General features: G+C 58.6%; 15 protein-coding genes. 12 read left to right on the forward strand and 3 right to left on the reverse strand.

All coding sequences use genetic code 11. The annotated features are described in order from the left end of the window. Window positions 1-125: 125 nt before the first annotated feature. From RCCGE510_RS05715 to RCCGE510_RS05735, 5 genes are all read left to right on the forward strand, one after another. Window positions 126-725, forward strand: a complete 600-nt coding sequence (locus RCCGE510_RS05715; protein ID WP_157179878.1) for a nuclear transport factor 2 family protein — start codon at window positions 126-128, stop codon at window positions 723-725. A 182-nt stretch (window positions 726-907) separates the two neighbouring features. Continuing rightward, window positions 908-1,768, forward strand: a complete 861-nt coding sequence (locus tag RCCGE510_RS05720) for an SDR family oxidoreductase (protein WP_007628025.1) — start codon at window positions 908-910, stop codon at window positions 1,766-1,768. A gap of 39 nt (window positions 1,769-1,807) precedes the next feature. Next, on the forward strand, window positions 1,808-2,029 hold the full coding sequence (locus RCCGE510_RS05725) for a hypothetical protein (protein WP_007628027.1): 222 nt from the start codon (window positions 1,808-1,810) through the stop codon (window positions 2,027-2,029). Window positions 2,030-2,062: 33 nt separating this feature from the next. Next, entirely contained in the window at window positions 2,063-3,232 is a 1,170-nt protein-coding gene (locus RCCGE510_RS05730; protein ID WP_037077896.1) for an NADH-dependent flavin oxidoreductase, read from the forward strand. 74 nt (window positions 3,233-3,306) lie between these two features. Continuing rightward, window positions 3,307-4,140, forward strand: coding sequence for an SDR family oxidoreductase (locus RCCGE510_RS05735; RefSeq protein ID WP_037077891.1), 834 nt, complete (start codon window positions 3,307-3,309; stop codon window positions 4,138-4,140). Between the two features lie 210 nt (window positions 4,141-4,350). On the opposite strand, the gene RCCGE510_RS05740 is transcribed toward RCCGE510_RS05735, so the two are convergent. The 3 genes from RCCGE510_RS05740 to RCCGE510_RS05750 form a co-directional block, all read right to left on the reverse strand. Next, complete coding sequence (locus RCCGE510_RS05740) at window positions 4,351-5,511, reverse strand: MFS transporter (protein WP_240539631.1); 1,161 nt, start codon at window positions 5,509-5,511, stop codon at window positions 4,351-4,353. Between the two features lie 56 nt (window positions 5,512-5,567). Then, window positions 5,568-5,750 carry a hypothetical protein gene (locus RCCGE510_RS05745; protein ID WP_007628035.1) on the reverse strand — a complete coding sequence of 61 codons (183 nt, stop codon included), beginning with the start codon at window positions 5,748-5,750 and terminating at the stop codon, window positions 5,568-5,570. A 383-nt stretch (window positions 5,751-6,133) separates the two neighbouring features. Then, entirely contained in the window at window positions 6,134-6,757 is a 624-nt protein-coding gene (locus tag RCCGE510_RS05750; protein ID WP_007628037.1) for a nucleotidyltransferase family protein, read from the reverse strand. 137 nt (window positions 6,758-6,894) lie between these two features. Between RCCGE510_RS05750 and RCCGE510_RS05755 the strand changes: the two genes are divergently transcribed. The 7 genes from RCCGE510_RS05755 (at window position 6,895) to RCCGE510_RS05785 (ending at window position 14,413) form a co-directional block, all read left to right on the forward strand. Further along, window positions 6,895-7,392, forward strand: a complete 498-nt coding sequence (locus tag RCCGE510_RS05755) for a cytochrome P460 family protein (protein WP_007628039.1) — start codon at window positions 6,895-6,897, stop codon at window positions 7,390-7,392. Then, on the forward strand, window positions 7,389-8,087 hold the full coding sequence (locus RCCGE510_RS05760; protein WP_007628041.1) for a DUF4405 domain-containing protein: 699 nt from the start codon (window positions 7,389-7,391) through the stop codon (window positions 8,085-8,087). The genes RCCGE510_RS05755 and RCCGE510_RS05760 overlap by 4 nt, the downstream gene beginning before the upstream one ends. Window positions 8,088-8,320: 233 nt before the next feature. Continuing rightward, window positions 8,321-8,812, forward strand: a complete 492-nt coding sequence (locus RCCGE510_RS33130; RefSeq protein ID WP_007628043.1) for a (2Fe-2S)-binding protein — start codon at window positions 8,321-8,323, stop codon at window positions 8,810-8,812. Beyond that, window positions 8,809-9,801, forward strand: a complete 993-nt coding sequence (locus RCCGE510_RS05770; RefSeq protein ID WP_007628044.1) for a xanthine dehydrogenase family protein subunit M — start codon at window positions 8,809-8,811, stop codon at window positions 9,799-9,801. Before RCCGE510_RS33130 ends, RCCGE510_RS05770 begins: the two co-directional genes overlap by 4 nt. Beyond that, window positions 9,798-12,179 (forward strand): xanthine dehydrogenase family protein molybdopterin-binding subunit, encoded by a 2,382-nt coding sequence (locus tag RCCGE510_RS05775; RefSeq protein ID WP_007628046.1) that lies wholly within the window; start codon window positions 9,798-9,800, stop codon window positions 12,177-12,179. The genes RCCGE510_RS05770 and RCCGE510_RS05775 overlap by 4 nt, the downstream gene beginning before the upstream one ends. Window positions 12,180-12,236: 57 nt before the next feature. After that, window positions 12,237-13,178 (forward strand): XdhC family protein, encoded by a 942-nt coding sequence (locus tag RCCGE510_RS05780; protein ID WP_007628048.1) that lies wholly within the window; start codon window positions 12,237-12,239, stop codon window positions 13,176-13,178. 341 nt (window positions 13,179-13,519) lie between these two features. Continuing rightward, complete coding sequence (locus RCCGE510_RS05785; protein ID WP_007628050.1) at window positions 13,520-14,413, forward strand: LysR family transcriptional regulator; 894 nt, start codon at window positions 13,520-13,522, stop codon at window positions 14,411-14,413. The last annotated feature ends 254 nt before the right edge of the window (window positions 14,414-14,667 follow it).

A 14,667-nucleotide genomic window follows, 5' to 3' on the forward strand; every position in this document is an offset into this window, starting at 1 on the left:
ATCAATCGATGAGTTTGGATCTATTCGTCCTACCACTGCATCTCCGGATGCCGGAACGTGGTCCATTACACTTTAAGTGTCTTGGCGCCATCGATCTGACGAATCGCAACGATATGGAGACATCGATGTCCAACTTTAAAAATCTCGGCTTTGGCCTTGTTCTGGCGGTTGCCACGGCCGGAGCAGTATCGACCGCTGCCATGATGGCTGCGCCAGCCGCGATCGCCCAAGAAAACAAAGCCGAAGTATCCGACAACGTCGGGATCGTCGCCGACTTCCTCAACAACACCGGTGCCGACAAGGTCGAGGCAGCTGCCAAGCGTCTGGTCGCTTCCGATGCTACGTACATTTCGTTGAACTTCGACAACCCGGAACTCAAGCAGATCATACCGTGGGTCGGGACCCAGAAGGGGCCAGAAGCCTACAGCAACGCGATTATGCGGGTTCAGCAATTTGGAACACTGGAGGACTTCAAGGTTCTCGACATATTTGGAGCAGGTGAGAATGTTGCCGTCTTCGGCCAGTTCACCTATCGCGCTAAAGCAACCGGGATAGCCGTTACGTCACCCCTAGCTATTCGCGCCAAGGTCCGCGGCGGCAAAATCGTACTCTTCCAATTCATGGAAGATAGCTACGGGACGGCCTCTGCATTCCGGGTGAGCGGCAAGTGGACTGTGAAGACTGATCCTGCCGGTTCGCCATATGAAGTTGGCAAGGGCAACTAAGCCAAATCGGCTCTTCAAATTAGGACAGCTGATGCGGTCCCAAAGCCGGACCGCCCAAAAACCCGTCCGAGCCTCTCGTTCCCCTGCTTAGACTGACGCCGGAAGCGGCGACCGCATCGCTGCGCTCTGGGATGTCAATCGCCAGCTTCAAAAACTTAAACACCCAGGAAAGTGAAAGCACCATGACCGATCAGAACGACCTTCAACCTCCGGCATCCATGTCGCGTCGCGGCCTACTGGGCGCTGTAGCGATCGCTCCGCTGGCAGCGGGCGTCGTCGCCGGAACTGCCTCAGCGCAGACCACTGGCAGCGGCACTGGAAAAGCGGCCATCGTGACGGGATCGTCCCGCGGAATCGGGGGCGCTGTGGCCAAACGCCTTGCGCGCGAGGGATACACGGTGACAGTGAACTTCGTCGTGAACCGCGATCTCGCCAATGAGGTCGTGCGCGACATCGAGAGCGCAGGCGGAAAAGCGATCGCGGTGCAGGCAGACATTAGTGACCCCGAAGCGGTGCGCCGACTGTTCGATGAAAACGACAAGGCTTTTGGTGGCGTCGACGTTGTTGTCGCAAATGCGGGGATCATACGTCAGACACCCATGAGCGACATGACGGATGAAAACTTCAATCGGTTGATTGACGTCAACATGAAAGGCGGCTTTTACACGATGCGCGAAGCTGCACGGCGCGTTCGAAACAACGGTCGCATCATCACGTTGTCTTCTACGGTCGCGCACGCGAGATTACCCGCCACCGGGCCATATGGAGCCACCAAGGCCGCGCAGGAGATCTATGCCAATGTCCTGGCCAAGGAACTGGCAGGGCGCATGATTTCCGTAAACGCGATAGCGCCGGGTCCAGTCAATACCACGCTGTTCACGGACCTAAATAATGCGCAGGCGATTGCCGGCTTTGTTCAGCGCACGCCGCATGGTCGATTGGGCGAACCGGAGGACATCGCGGACGTGATCGCTGCCTTGTGTTCCTTCGACAGCATGTGGGTGAACGGCCAGACGATTCTCGCGAATGGTGGCCTGATCTAAGTTTTATGCCTCGGGCCGAACGCGAGGCGGCCGACCCGCATGGGCGTCAATGCGATCGACCTCTTCCAGAGACTTGGATGGGAATCGATTGACCTGATGGAACGCTTTCGCTCCTGGGTCATCACCCACAATGAAATGCTGCCGCAGCTGATCCTGCGGCGGCATTTTTTTCGTTACTGGCCGCGACATCCCTATTCAGAAGCCGCGTTTCTAACTTCATGCAGATTGCGCGGAATAATCAACGCCCGTCTTTGTTGCTAAATGTCTGTTCAACAGCTCACATTGCAAGGAAGACTGCTTACCATGAAAACTCCACTCTTCGAACCGTTCACCTTTCAGAACGGATTGACCCTCCGGAACCATGTCGTCATGGCGCCGATGACCACTTGGTCAGGGAACGACGATGGGACCGTCTCCGATGAGGAAATCGGCTACTACCGGCGCAGGACACAGGGCGTTGGCCTGGTTTTGACAGGTTGCACGCATATCATGGCGAACGGCATTGGCTTTACCGGCGAGTTCGCATCCTACGATGACAAATTCACACCAAGTCTGCGCCGGCTGGCAGATGCAGCCAAAAGTGGCGGAGCGCCAGCGGTGCTTCAGATTTTCCATGCCGGCAACAAGGCAGAGGCAAGTCTGGTAGCCGTCGAGGATATTGTCAGCGCCAGTTCCGTTCCGGTGGCGGCTGGGCCCTTCAACGCCGCTGGAGTGACGCCGCGCCCTTTAACCCATGACGAAATCCTCAACGTGATTTCTGCATTTGGCGCTGCCACACGTCGTGCTATCGAAGCCGGTTTTGACGGTATCGAACTCCACGGCGCGCACGGCTTCCTGCTTCAGAACTTTTTCTCGCCACTCTATAATCAGCGCGACGACGAGTGGGGTGGTTCGCCCGAAAACCGCATGCGCTTTCCGATCGCCGTCGTCGTCGAGGTCAAACGGGTCATCGACAAATTTGCGAAGCGACCCTTCCTTTTGGGATATCGAATTTCGCCCGAAGAACCCGAAGAGGGCGGTCTTCGTATCGACGACGCCTACGGGTTGATCGACCGTCTTATCGAAACCGGCGTAGATTACGTCCACGCGTCGCTGAGCAATGTACTTGAAGCAAAGCCCTTCAATGGCGGCGAGCACCGCACGATCGCCGAGTTGATCGCTACCCGGGTGGCAGGACGTGTTCCGGTCATTGCGGCCGGCCAGATCCGGACACCTGACCAGGCACGGCGTGCTCTCGATCTTGGCCTGTCGCTCATAGCAGTCGGCCAGGGGCTGGTCATCAATCCGAACTGGGTCGAGCTGTCGAAAAATGGCAGCGAAAATCAGATCGAGGTTGAGGTCAGAACCTCGAAAGTTCCGGAGATCGAGATCCCAGGCAAACTGTGGGGCGTTATCCAGGCTGCCACAGGCTGGTTTCAGGTCAAAGACGACCGCACGAAAGAATTAAATAACGCAACGGCCTAGCATGCCGTCCCAACCCCGGCGGTGCTGGCTATGAAGTCAGCACCGTACGGGATCCAACACCAAGGAAAACATCTATGAGTAAAGTTTGGATGATCACAGGCGCCGGCCGCGGCATGGGCCTGGACTTCGCCAAGGCGGTTTTGGCCTCCGGCGACAAGCTGGTTGCTACCGGCCGCAATCCGGAGCGGGTCGCCGAGGCGGTCGGACCATCAGAAAATCTGCTGGTGACCACGCTTGATGTGACGAAGCCGGCCGACGCGGTTTCCGCCGTCAACGCGGCGATCGAGCGTTTTGGACGCATCGACGTACTGGTCAACAATGCCGCTAGCTTCTACGCCGGTTATTTCGAGGATCTGACGCCCGAGCAGATAGATCTGCAGCTGGCGAGCGGTCTCGTCGGCCCCATGAATGTCACGCGCGCCGTGTTGCCGGTGATGCGGCGCCAGGGGTCCGGCAAGATCGTATCCATCTCGTCCACCGCAAGCCTTGTCGGCTTTGAATTCTGCAGCGCTTACGCTGCAGCGAAGTTCGCGCTCGATGGCTGGATCGAGTCGCTGCAGCCGGAAGTGGCGCCGTTTGGGATAGAGACCATGATCGTCAATCCCGGCTTCTTCCGCACGGAGCTTCTGAGTGACGATTCAACCCAGTACGCGGCGTCAGCCGTTGGCGATTATGCCGAACGCCGAGCCCAGAACATTGCCGGCTGGAAGTCCGCCAACGGCCAGCAGCCCGGCGATCCGGCCAAACTCGCCCAGGCCCTGATCACCTTGATCAATCTGCCCGAGTTGCCCCGACGCTTCATCGCCGGCGCCGACGCGGTTGGCATGGTCGAACAGAAGCTTGCCCTAGTGCAGCAACAAATTGATGCCCACAAGGAACTGTCAAGCTCACTTGCCTTCGACGCATAAGCTCAAAAAATACTGAAGGCGGGTCGCCGCAAGCGACCTGCTTCAGTGTTCAGATTTCTACCGGTACCCGCGTCGATGAGCAACTTCGGCTGGCCGGAATACCCAAGCTTGTGCTTCGCCGGCTGACGTCTTGATCGTGTTTTTTCAGGTCTGTCTCTCAGCTCATTGGTACTTCGTTTGCGGCCAGGCCTGTGTATGACTTCGGACGCGTCACGCGCCGTCTCGGTTCACACTCGTGGTGCCGAGTATTTGCCTCGCACCAAACCAGATGGCCAGTGCGAGCAGCGTTAACGACACGCCACACAGCATCAGCGCCGTCCATCCTCCCCACGACCACAGCGGTCCTGACAAAGCAGATCCCAGGGCTCCGCCGACAAAATTACAGGCCACGAAGGCCGTGTTAAGCCTGCTTCGGGAGGCGGGGTGCACCGACAGGATGCGCGATTGATTGAGCACGTTCACGGCTTGGATCGCCACATCCAGTAGGAGCACGGCCAGAAGCACGAAAATGATCGAGCCGGCACCCACCGTGGTTATCACAAGCGATGCGGTCGCCAGACAGAGAGCAAGACCTGTCACCGCGACCGACCAGCCACGATCGTGGAATCTGCCGACGCGCCGCGCCGCAAGTGCCCCTGCGAGGCCAACAAGGCCGACGAGACCGATTTGAGAAACGGTGTAGGAGTAAGGCGGAGCGCTCAGTAGAAATGTTAGACCGGTCCAGAAGAGGGTGAAGACGGAGAACGCGAGAGCGCCGATCAACAGAGTGACTTGAACGGTCCGGTATCTCCCCACGATCTGGAAGACAGACAGGATGAGCTTGCGATAGGCGACGCGAGGGCGTGGCTGTTCAGCGGGAATCATGAACCAAAGCACAGCAGCCATCAAAAGCGTGCACAGCGCCGCGACACCGTAGACGACGCGCCAGCCGAAGGCGTCGGAGAGAACGCCGCTGATCGTTCGGGACAAGAGGATCCCCGCCAGCAGGCCCGAGACGATGGTGCCGACGACCTTACCACGTTCTTCAGGTGTCGCCAGATCTCCGGCGAGCGGTGTCAGGAGTTGGCCGGCGACCGTGGTCATTCCGACGGCGCCGAGGGCCGCCGCCAACGCCGGGAAACTCGGCGACAACGCGCCGCCGAGAAGTGCAAAAGCCGAGCAGGCCATGACGCCCGGTATCAGACCACGCCGCGGGAGCATGTCGCCAAGGGGGACAATCAGAAGAATACCGACCGCGTAACCGATCTGGGTCATGGTCACCAGCAGGCCGATCGTTCCGCTCGAGACCTGAAGTGCTGTGGCGATTTCGGTTAGGAGCGGCTGTGCCCAGTAGAGGTTTCCAACGGCGATCCCGCCAGCGATCGCGAACAAAACCGCGAGTCTGCTCGATAACCCATCGCCCTGCCGGTTTCTCGTTTCTGTCCTGCTTAGCTGCATTGAGTGACTTTGCCTGACGCCATTTCACCAGCCATCGCGGACCAGCCTGCCTGCACTGTCCCATGGAAATCCAGGCTTGCAAGCGCTATGCCGCAAAGAGCGACGGCGACGAGCAACATGCCGGAACACAGGCTGCGGGCATCGACATGGTAGTCCTTCGGATCGTATGACATTTTTACCAGCTCCTGATTGCTGTCTCGAGCACAGCTTTGGATCAATTCATACGAACGTTATCGGCCAAAGGCGGATGGTTGATAACCCACGCAATTCCGCATGAGTTTAGAAACCAGGCTTATGAATAAGCGGCGAGGTAACGTAGCTCGGCCCGCCGCTCTACCGGAAGTACGCCTTGTTATGGTCGTTACGCTACGGCCGTCGAGTGCCACGGGGAACCGGATGCAAACATCTCGGTAATTAGGTGGCGAATGCGTCCGAGCGGGCAACGGTAAAACTAACCGGCGGGCGGACAGGTAGGCCTCGCCGGCCGTTTCGAACTGCCAGTCAGGCAGGAGGCGCCGGCCGGCAACCCTCCTGAGCAGCGGCCTATTGACGTGGCTCAGTCACGCAAGACACCCCCGTTTTCGATAATGGCCGTCGGCGTATCGACATCAAGCAAAGCGGCCGGACCGATATCAATCATCACGACCGGGAGTTCGCTATCGGCAATCAACTCTCGTGCCCCGACATCGCCTTCCAGTCTCATCAAGCGGTCGTAGAGCAATCGGGGGAACAAGACGGGATGTCCAGGTTTGTCGCCAAAACTCGCCCGCACGATCGCTTCTCCGCCGGATTGCTGGAAGGCATGTACCATACTATCGATATGCTCGGTCATGATGCCCGGCATATCTGCCAACATGACAAGCACACCGTCGCACTCGGCAATTTTAGGATGCGAGACCCCGCAAGCCACCGAGCTGCCCATGCCGGTCACGTAAGACGGGTTGAATAGAGTGGTGATATCGAGTCCCGCCAAGGCCTGCTCGATATCTCCTTGCCGATGCCCCGTCACGGCAACGATCGGCGTAGCATTTGAGGCCAGCAATGCAATTGCGGAACGACGCACCAGCGGCACGTTATCGAACTCGGCCAGCAGCTTGTGCGGGCCGTTTTCTCCCATGCGCCTTGCCTGTCCGGCCGCCAACAAGATGGCTGCGACCGAAACGTCTTTGCGGTGTTCCATCCTTCCTCGACCTACTCCGTTGGTTCTACCAGCCGATTTAGAAGGCTGCTTTCTAACCTCATGCAAACGAGGGCGTCTAATGCGATGGACGGCACCAAGATAGGCTACGCGTCAATGAGTGTATGTGGGGAACTTGAATGCCTTCAACGAGACAACGATCTGTCTGCGCCAAAATTTCCGGCATCATCTGCTTATTTGTCGCAATCGCAAGTCCGATCGCCAGCCAGGCGTTCGCGCAGGCAACCGGGAATCGCGCGACCTTTCCGAAGAACTTTGGAGAATATGTTCGGTACGGCATTTACGATCGCGGTTCCTCGAAAGAAGAGGCCTTTGCCACTGCCGAGACCATAGCGATTGCGAAGTCGGGCAAGGCGTTGCCGCCCGGCACTCGGCTGGTGCTGGGAATCTGGACCGATTACAAACTCGTAAGCTATTTCGTCATGGAAAAAGGCGTCGATTGGGGCCTTGCTTCCCCGGAAGACCAGCGGACCGGCGACTGGCATTTCCAGCAGTTCGATATCAACGGACAGGTCAAGCGGGAAGCAATCGCCGATCGCTGCCAGTCGTGCCATGGCGGACAGGCCGATAACGATTTCATGTTCACGACCGACAAAATGCGGGCCTACCTTCCTTGAAGCCGCTTTTTCTATTTCGTTTGATCCTCGATATGCTCGCGATCGGCCTGTTGCTGGCCGGTTTCGCGTATGACTGGTTCGGAAACCGGCCCCACGAAATCATCGGCACCTTGATGTTCGGCTTGTTGATCAGCCATAACCTCTTCAATCGGCGCTGGTACGGTATGGTGGCAAAAGGCTGGCGGGAGCCGCGGAGAGTGTTCAGCAAGACCATCACGCTCTGTCTTTTGCTCATGATGGTGGGGCTGCTCGCCACCAGCGTCATCATCTCGCAAACCGTCTTCGACTTCCTGTCTCTTCGCAGCACATTTACAGTACGACAGGTTCATACACTCCTCGCCTATCTCGTGCTCTTGATTGCAGCCCTCCATGTCGGACTGCAATGGTCGATGATCATGCGGGCTGTGGGACAGGCCTTGCACGTAAAGACGGGCACGCGGGTTCAAACCATGGCTCTGCGCGGACTGGCATGTCTGATCGCCGTCTACGGCGTTCACAGTCTGTTCGTTCTCGATATCGGACTGAAGCTTCGGATGGAAACAACCTTCCGTTTTTGGGACTTCGAGGCGGCGGCAATCGAATTTATCCTGCGCCACACGGCGATCATCGTACTGTGCGCCATGATTGCGCATTACAGCCTCAAGCTGCTCAGCCTGCACAAGAGAGATCGGCGCTCTCCCGGGACCACTGAGTGAATTTCTCAGGTATAGGTGGTCCCCGTTCTGAGACCCTTATGTGACCGCCTTTGATCATCAATGTCGCTAACTGTCGAGCCATTCCTCCGGCTCTCACCGGGATCTCGAGGGCGAGAACAGAACGCGCGATTTAGCAATCCCCTTTCTAACCTCATGCAGTCATGGACGGCTAATCGCTCGCCAGCCATCGAGCTAGGTTCGATTATCGATACCTGGGTTCGAGAGGAGACGAGATGTCAACCGCCCGTCAATTATCGCTTGAGGTCAATGGCAAAAGCCATGACCTCCAACTCGACATACGAACGACGTTGCTCGACGCGCTTCGCGAGCACGCCGATTTGCCCGGAACGAAGAAAGGCTGCGATCACGGGCAGTGCGGCGCCTGTACCGTTCACGTCGATGGCCAGCGTTTCCTGAGTTGTCTCACCTTGGCGGTCCAGGTCGAGGGCCGCCCGGTGACGACGATCGAGGGCCTGCAGTCCGCCGACGGTGTGATGCACGCCGTTCAAACCGCGTTCATCGACCATGATGCCTTCCAGTGTGGATATTGCACGCCTGGCCAGATCATGTCGGCCGTCGCCTGCATTCGTGAAGGCCACGCGGGCACGGACGAGGATATCCGCGAATATATGAGCGGCAATATTTGTCGTTGCGGCGCTTACCCACATATCGTGGCCGCCGTGCGCGACGCCGCAAGCCGCCTCAAGAAGGAGGCAGCACTATGAGAACGTTTGATTATGTGCGCGCTGAAGACACCTCGACAGCGATTGCCGATGCATCCACGCCGGAAACAAGGTTCCTAGCAGGCGGCACCACGCTTCTTGATCTGATGAAACTGAATGTCGAGCGCCCGGCGCGCCTGGTCGATATCACCCGCCTGTCCGGTCTCGACACGATCGAGGTTTCGGCCGATGTCATCCGGATCGGCGCGCTTGCAAAGATGAGCGCGGTTGCCGATCATGCCGACATCAAGGATGCCGCCCCGGCGCTATCCGAAAGCTTGTGGCGGGCCGCCTCGGCCCAGCTGCGCAACATGGCGTCCATTGGCGGCAACCTGATGCAGCGAACCCGCTGCATGTATTTCCGCGACCCGGGCGCCTATTCGAACTGCAACAAGCGCAATCCGGGGTCCGGATGCGCAGCCCTCGGCGGTGTCAACCGAAACCATGCTGTGCTCGGCACCAGCGACGCCTGCATTGCCATCTATCCCGGTGATTTCGCGGTCTCTCTCGTTGCCTTCGACGCTACGGTCCTCGTTCGCGGATCGGTCGAGCGCCGCATTCCCGTCGATGACTTTTACCTGCTGCCGGGCCAGACCCCACATATCGAGCACGAACTTGCTCCTGGTGACATGATCGTCGGCGTCGAGATCCCGCGTGTCGCTGCCTTGAAGCGCTCGCATTATCTCAAGGTCCGCGACCGTGCATCCTACGAGTTCGCCGCTGCCAGCACTGCCGTTGGGATCGAGCTGGAAGCCGACGGCAAGACGATCCGCGATGTGCGCATCGCTGTCGGCGGTGTGGCCACCAAGCCGTGGCGTCTGCGCGCTGTGGAAGACACCCTGAAAGGAAAGACGCTTGACGAGGCCACGCTTCGGACCGCAGCCGCCGCCGCCGTTGATGGCGCAAAGTCAAGCGGACACAATGCGTTCAAGATCGAGCTGACACCGAAGGTCGTGGCCCGCGCCCTAATGACGGTAGGAGATATCGCATGACACAGAAGAACGATTTCGCACTCGACCGCCGTACCGTGATGAAACTGGGAGCCGGCGTTGCCGCTGTGGCCGGCGCCGGGGTCAATCTCGCGCCAGGCGCCTTTGCGGCTGAACCCGCGACTGCCAAGACACCAGCTCTTGGTTCCCGTCTTTCCCGCGCGGAAGGTCCATTGAAGGTCTCGGGCCAGGCGCGTTATGCCATCGAGCAGAAGCTAGAGAACATGGCCTATGGCGTGACAGTCCAGTCGACCCGTCCGGCAGGGCGTATCGTCACTATCGACACATCCGCCGCCAAAGCTGTGCCTGGTATCCTTGACGTCTATACTTTTCAGAACACCCTCAAGATCAACAAGCCGACCGTTTACAGCAAGGGCGGCGGCGCCACGGAGGAGTTTACGCCGATCCAGGACGATGTGGTCCGCTTCAACGGCATGCATATCGCGCTCGTGGTTGCAGAAACCTTTGAAGCGGCGACGGAAGCGGCAAGCCTTCTCAAGGTCGAGTACGAGGACGGCGATGCCATTCTCGACATCAACGATCCCAAGGCAAAAGCGCAGCTCATCGAACCGATGGGAACAGCCTGGGGCGATGCGCCGGCGGGGTTGGCCAGCGCCGACGTCAAGGTCGATGTCACCTACACGACCGCGCGGGAATACAACGTGCCGATGGAGCCGCATGCCACCATCGCCTCCTGGGATAACGGCAAGATCACCGTCTGGGAGCCCAGCCAGTGGGTTGGTGGCGCCAGAAGCGTCGTCGCCGAGTTTCTCGGCATCGATATCGAAAATGTGCGGGTTATCTCGCCATATGTCGGCGGTGGTTTCGGGTCCAAGATCGGGGCGCATCCCCATGTCGGCCTGGCATGCGCTGCCTCGCGCAAGCTCGGCCGGCCCGTCAAGGTTTCTCTTACGCGTCCGCAGACCTTCACGGGTCTTGGTGGCCGTCCGGCAACGAGACAGACGCTGTCCATCGGCGCCTTGAAGGATGGAAAGATCACATCCATCGTTCACGAGAGCTGGAACGAGACGGCGATCGACGAGGTCCATGTCGAGGCCTGCAACAACGTGACGAAGATCATGTATGCAACGCCGAACTTCTCGACGCGTCTGAATGTCGTGCCTGTCAATGCCGTCCAGCCCGGCTGGAAGCGTGGTCCCGGCGAAAATCCGAGCGCCTACGCATTGGAAAGCGCCATCGATGAGCTGGCCTATGCGCTCAACATGGACCCGGTCACTCTGCGTCTTGCAAATTGGGCGGAGATCGACCCAAGCAACAGCATGCCGTGGACCACGCGTCAGTTACGGGAAGCCTATGCCGCCGGTGCTGAAGGTATTGGCTGGTGGAAGCGTAACCCGGTCCCGCGCTCGATGCGCGAAGGCCGCGAGCTGATCGGTTATGGAATGGCTGCTGGCTCCTATCCCATGATCCGCACCGCCAGCGAAGCCAAGCTCGTCTTCCATGCCAGCGGTCAAATCGAGGTTCTTAGCGCAGCAACCGACATGGGAACGGGGACCTACACGATTCTCGCCCAAACTGCTGCGGACGCCTTGGGCGTTCCCGTCGAGACTGTCGTCGTGAGGCTGGGTGATACCGCGCTTCCCCGATCGGCGCTCGCCGGCGGCTCCCAGCAAGCCAACAACCTTTCCGGAGCCGTCGACAAGGCTGCTAGAAACGCTCGCGAGGCTCTGCTGAGGCTTGCTGCCTCCGATCCGAAGTCGCCATTGCAGTCCTTGAAGCTGGCTGAACTGACCTTCGAGAACGGCGCAATACGACCCACCCGTCGTCCAGCCGGCGGTATCAGCATCGCACAATTGCTGAAAGCGGTGGGCAAGGACAGACTGGAAATTGAGGGCAATACCTTTGCTGCGGGCGCTACAGAAGACATGAAAAACGCCGCCGACCGCAGTTTCGCCCAGTTGAAGGGCCCGGTAGAAGGTGGCGTCTCGGCCCATAGCTGGTGCGCGCAGTTCGTCGAAGTCCGCGTCGACGAGGATTTCGGCACGATCCGTGTCAAGCGCATGGTTTCCGCCTTCGATAGCGGCCGGATCTTCAATCCGAAGCTGACCGAAAGCCAATGGATCAGCGGCATGGTGATGGGGCTTGGGCAGGCGCTGCTCGAAGAAGGGTATGTCGACCAGCGAGACGGACGGACGGTCAACGCAAACTTTGCCGACTATGCCGTTCCGGTCAACGCCGACGTGCCTGACATCCAGGTGATTTCCGTTGGTATTCCGGACATGCAGGCAACGGCTCTTGGCGGCAAGGGGGTTGGCGAGATCGGCGTCGTCGGGGTTGCCCCTGCGATCGGCAACGCCGTCTACCACGCAACGGGCAAGCGCATCCGCAGCCTGCCGATCACGCTCGAAAAGCTGGCTTGAAGTGATGATTGCTGCGGCAGCTCAGCGCCGTAGCGGTCCCCTTTGTTAGGACCTTTTATGCTGACGTCGTTTTCCGTGCTTCACACGCCACCCATACCGTTCTGCGCCTTCATGACCGACGACCCGGAGGCGATCATCAACTATGCGGCCGATGGCGCAGAAACGAAATATGGAAGCGCGCTTGTAACACTCGTTGAGATCCGGGGAGGTGCTGCCCGGGCACTCGGCGCCCAGATGGCCGTTCGCGGTGATGGAGGCTATTGCGGCTATGTCTCCGGCGGCTGTACGGAAGCGGCCGTCGCCGCTGAAGCGATCGCCGCGATCGGGAAAGGGACGGATCGATATCTCCGTCTCGGCGAAGGTTCGCAATTCTTCGATATCGTTCTTCCATGCGGCGGGGGTATTACTCTGGCGATTCACGTCGTCAAGGACGTGAAGCCGCTTCGCCAGGTTCTGTCGGCGCTTGAGAGGCGCAAGAGGATCGCGCTGCGCTATGACCCCGGCACCCAAACGATAAGTGCCGTCAAATCGCAGGATAAAGTGGCAGGCACCTGGAACGGTCCATCGTTCTTGCGCTCCTATAGACCAAACCTGCGGTTGGTCCTCTGCGGACGCGGGATCGAACTAGCGACAACATCCAGGGTCGCACTCGCTTCGGAATTTGAGGTATTGTGCTTCGATCAGCCATCTAGGGGAGCTGACACCGCCACCATCGATCAGGACACAGCAATCGCTGTTCTCTATCATGATCTCGATCAGGAACTGCCCTGGTTGAAGGCAGCTTTGGAGACAAAGCCATTCTATATCGGAGCGCTCGGCAGCAAACGAACGCATGAGCGCCGTTGCGCTGTATTGTGGGCGCTTGGCTATACACATGCCCAGACAGATCGGATCAAGGCGCCGATTGGGATGTTCGGACCGACGCGCGATGCGAACGCTCTTGCACTGTCAGTCGTGGCAGATGTCTCCCAGGCGTACGCGGTCCATCAGCTCCACTAATTCGCTGATCCAGATCCACGGGCACGTGACGTAGCTGCATGTCACAGCAGACATGGTATCGAGTCTCATACGCGACATAGTCTCAGATCACTGGCTCACCTCTATCAGGGCGATGCTCGCGGCGGTGCAAGACGATCTGCGTTTCGCGGTCAGCTTTTTTAGCGGTTCATCACGCCTCACCCGCGATTTAGTCAAGGCCGGTCCCTGACATGACAAGCTAATTGCATTCATCGACGACGTTCGCTCACGACAATTCAATGAGTCGTGAAAGGGGACCTCCAACGAAGACAACCAGTGGCGATATGGTATAATCCGCCTGAAGCTAGAAACAGGATCAATGAATGAGAAGCGGCGACTTTAGCGAGCTTGCAGCCTTTATCGCCGTCGCCGAGGCCGGAAGTTTTACGCGCGCGGCCGCCAAGCTTGGACTGTCTCAATCCGCGGTCAGTTATTCCGTCAGGATGCTGGAACAGAAACTTGGCGTGCGGCTGATTTCCCGCACCACTCGGAGCCTGTCTCTAACAGATGCCGGACAGCGGATGCTACGAAACCTTAGGCCCTCGTTCGAGAACATCGAAAATGAGCTCGCGGCGATCACAGCACTTCGTGACAAGCCGTCGGGCACGGTTCGCATCACGACGTTTCGCTACGCCGCCACCAGTGTGCTCTGGCCCGTTGTGGCGAAATTCCTGGCGGAATATCCGGACATCGAAATGGAGATAATTCTCGATGAGGGACTGACGGATATCGTGGCGGACCGTTTCGATGCCGGTATTCGCGTTGGTGAACAGGTTCAAAAGGACATGATCGCCGTCAGGATTGGCCCGGACCTTCGCATGGCGGTTGTTGGATCGCCTTCCTATTTCGAAAACCGCAAAATCCCTCAAACGCCGCGTGACCTTGGCGAGCATTTGGGTGTCAGTTATCGGCAAACCACGGGCGGAGGGTTATATGCCTGGGAATTCGAGCGCGACGGCGAGGAACTGCAAGTCCGAATGAACGGGCCGCTGATCATGAACGATGGTCTCATGCTTGAATCAGCTGCTTTGGATGGGCTGGCGCTTGCCTACACGTTCGAAAGCCAGGTTGCCCAGTACGTCGCGGACGGCCGGCTGGTCAGGGTTCTCGATGACTGGTGCCAGCCTTTTTCGGGCTATCACCTTTATTATCCCAGTAGACGCCAGCACACGGCTGCGTTTGCTTTGCTCGTCGAAGCGCTGCGGTTCAAAGGTTGATTTTAGCTCGCCGCTCATCGGGGCATGCAGAATAGCACGCATGCAACTGCACGCCTGCCATTCGCAGCATGGGCGTACACATCAATCGAATACTTCAACGAACCAGAGACGCGCGATCGAGGGTCGGCGGTTCAGTTCCCTTCAAGGCGATCAATGTTAACCAGCAAAGCAAACTGAGTCCCTCTGGCAAGCCTGTAACCTCTACGCAGTTATGCTCAGCTCGTTTTGAGGGAAGTATTATGAGTGCGTTGCGT

This window comes from Rhizobium sp. CCGE 510 (genome assembly GCF_000292525.1).
Taxonomy (GTDB): Bacteria; Pseudomonadota; Alphaproteobacteria; order Rhizobiales; family Rhizobiaceae; genus Rhizobium.

Bases quoted from the DNA above. Each gene is read 5' to 3' on its own strand.
- RCCGE510_RS05715 (WP_157179878.1), top strand. From the start codon at position 126: ATGTCCAACTTTAAAAATCTCGGCTTTGGCCTTGTTCTGGCGGTTGCC.
- RCCGE510_RS05720 (WP_007628025.1), top strand. From the start codon at position 908: ATGACCGATCAGAACGACCTTCAACCTCCGGCATCCATGTCGCGTCGC.
- RCCGE510_RS05725 (WP_007628027.1), top strand. From the start codon at position 1,808: ATGGGCGTCAATGCGATCGACCTCTTCCAGAGACTTGGATGGGAATCG.
- RCCGE510_RS05735 (WP_037077891.1), top strand. From the start codon at position 3,307: ATGAGTAAAGTTTGGATGATCACAGGCGCCGGCCGCGGCATGGGCCTG.
- RCCGE510_RS05745 (WP_007628035.1), bottom strand. From the start codon at position 5,750: ATGTCATACGATCCGAAGGACTACCATGTCGATGCCCGCAGCCTGTGT.
- RCCGE510_RS05750 (WP_007628037.1), bottom strand. From the start codon at position 6,757: ATGGAACACCGCAAAGACGTTTCGGTCGCAGCCATCTTGTTGGCGGCC.
- RCCGE510_RS05755 (WP_007628039.1), top strand. From the start codon at position 6,895: ATGCCTTCAACGAGACAACGATCTGTCTGCGCCAAAATTTCCGGCATC.
- RCCGE510_RS33130 (WP_007628043.1), top strand. From the start codon at position 8,321: ATGTCAACCGCCCGTCAATTATCGCTTGAGGTCAATGGCAAAAGCCAT.
- RCCGE510_RS05770 (WP_007628044.1), top strand. From the start codon at position 8,809: ATGAGAACGTTTGATTATGTGCGCGCTGAAGACACCTCGACAGCGATT.
- RCCGE510_RS05775 (WP_007628046.1), top strand. From the start codon at position 9,798: ATGACACAGAAGAACGATTTCGCACTCGACCGCCGTACCGTGATGAAA.
- RCCGE510_RS05780 (WP_007628048.1), top strand. From the start codon at position 12,237: ATGCTGACGTCGTTTTCCGTGCTTCACACGCCACCCATACCGTTCTGC.
- RCCGE510_RS05785 (WP_007628050.1), top strand. From the start codon at position 13,520: ATGAGAAGCGGCGACTTTAGCGAGCTTGCAGCCTTTATCGCCGTCGCC.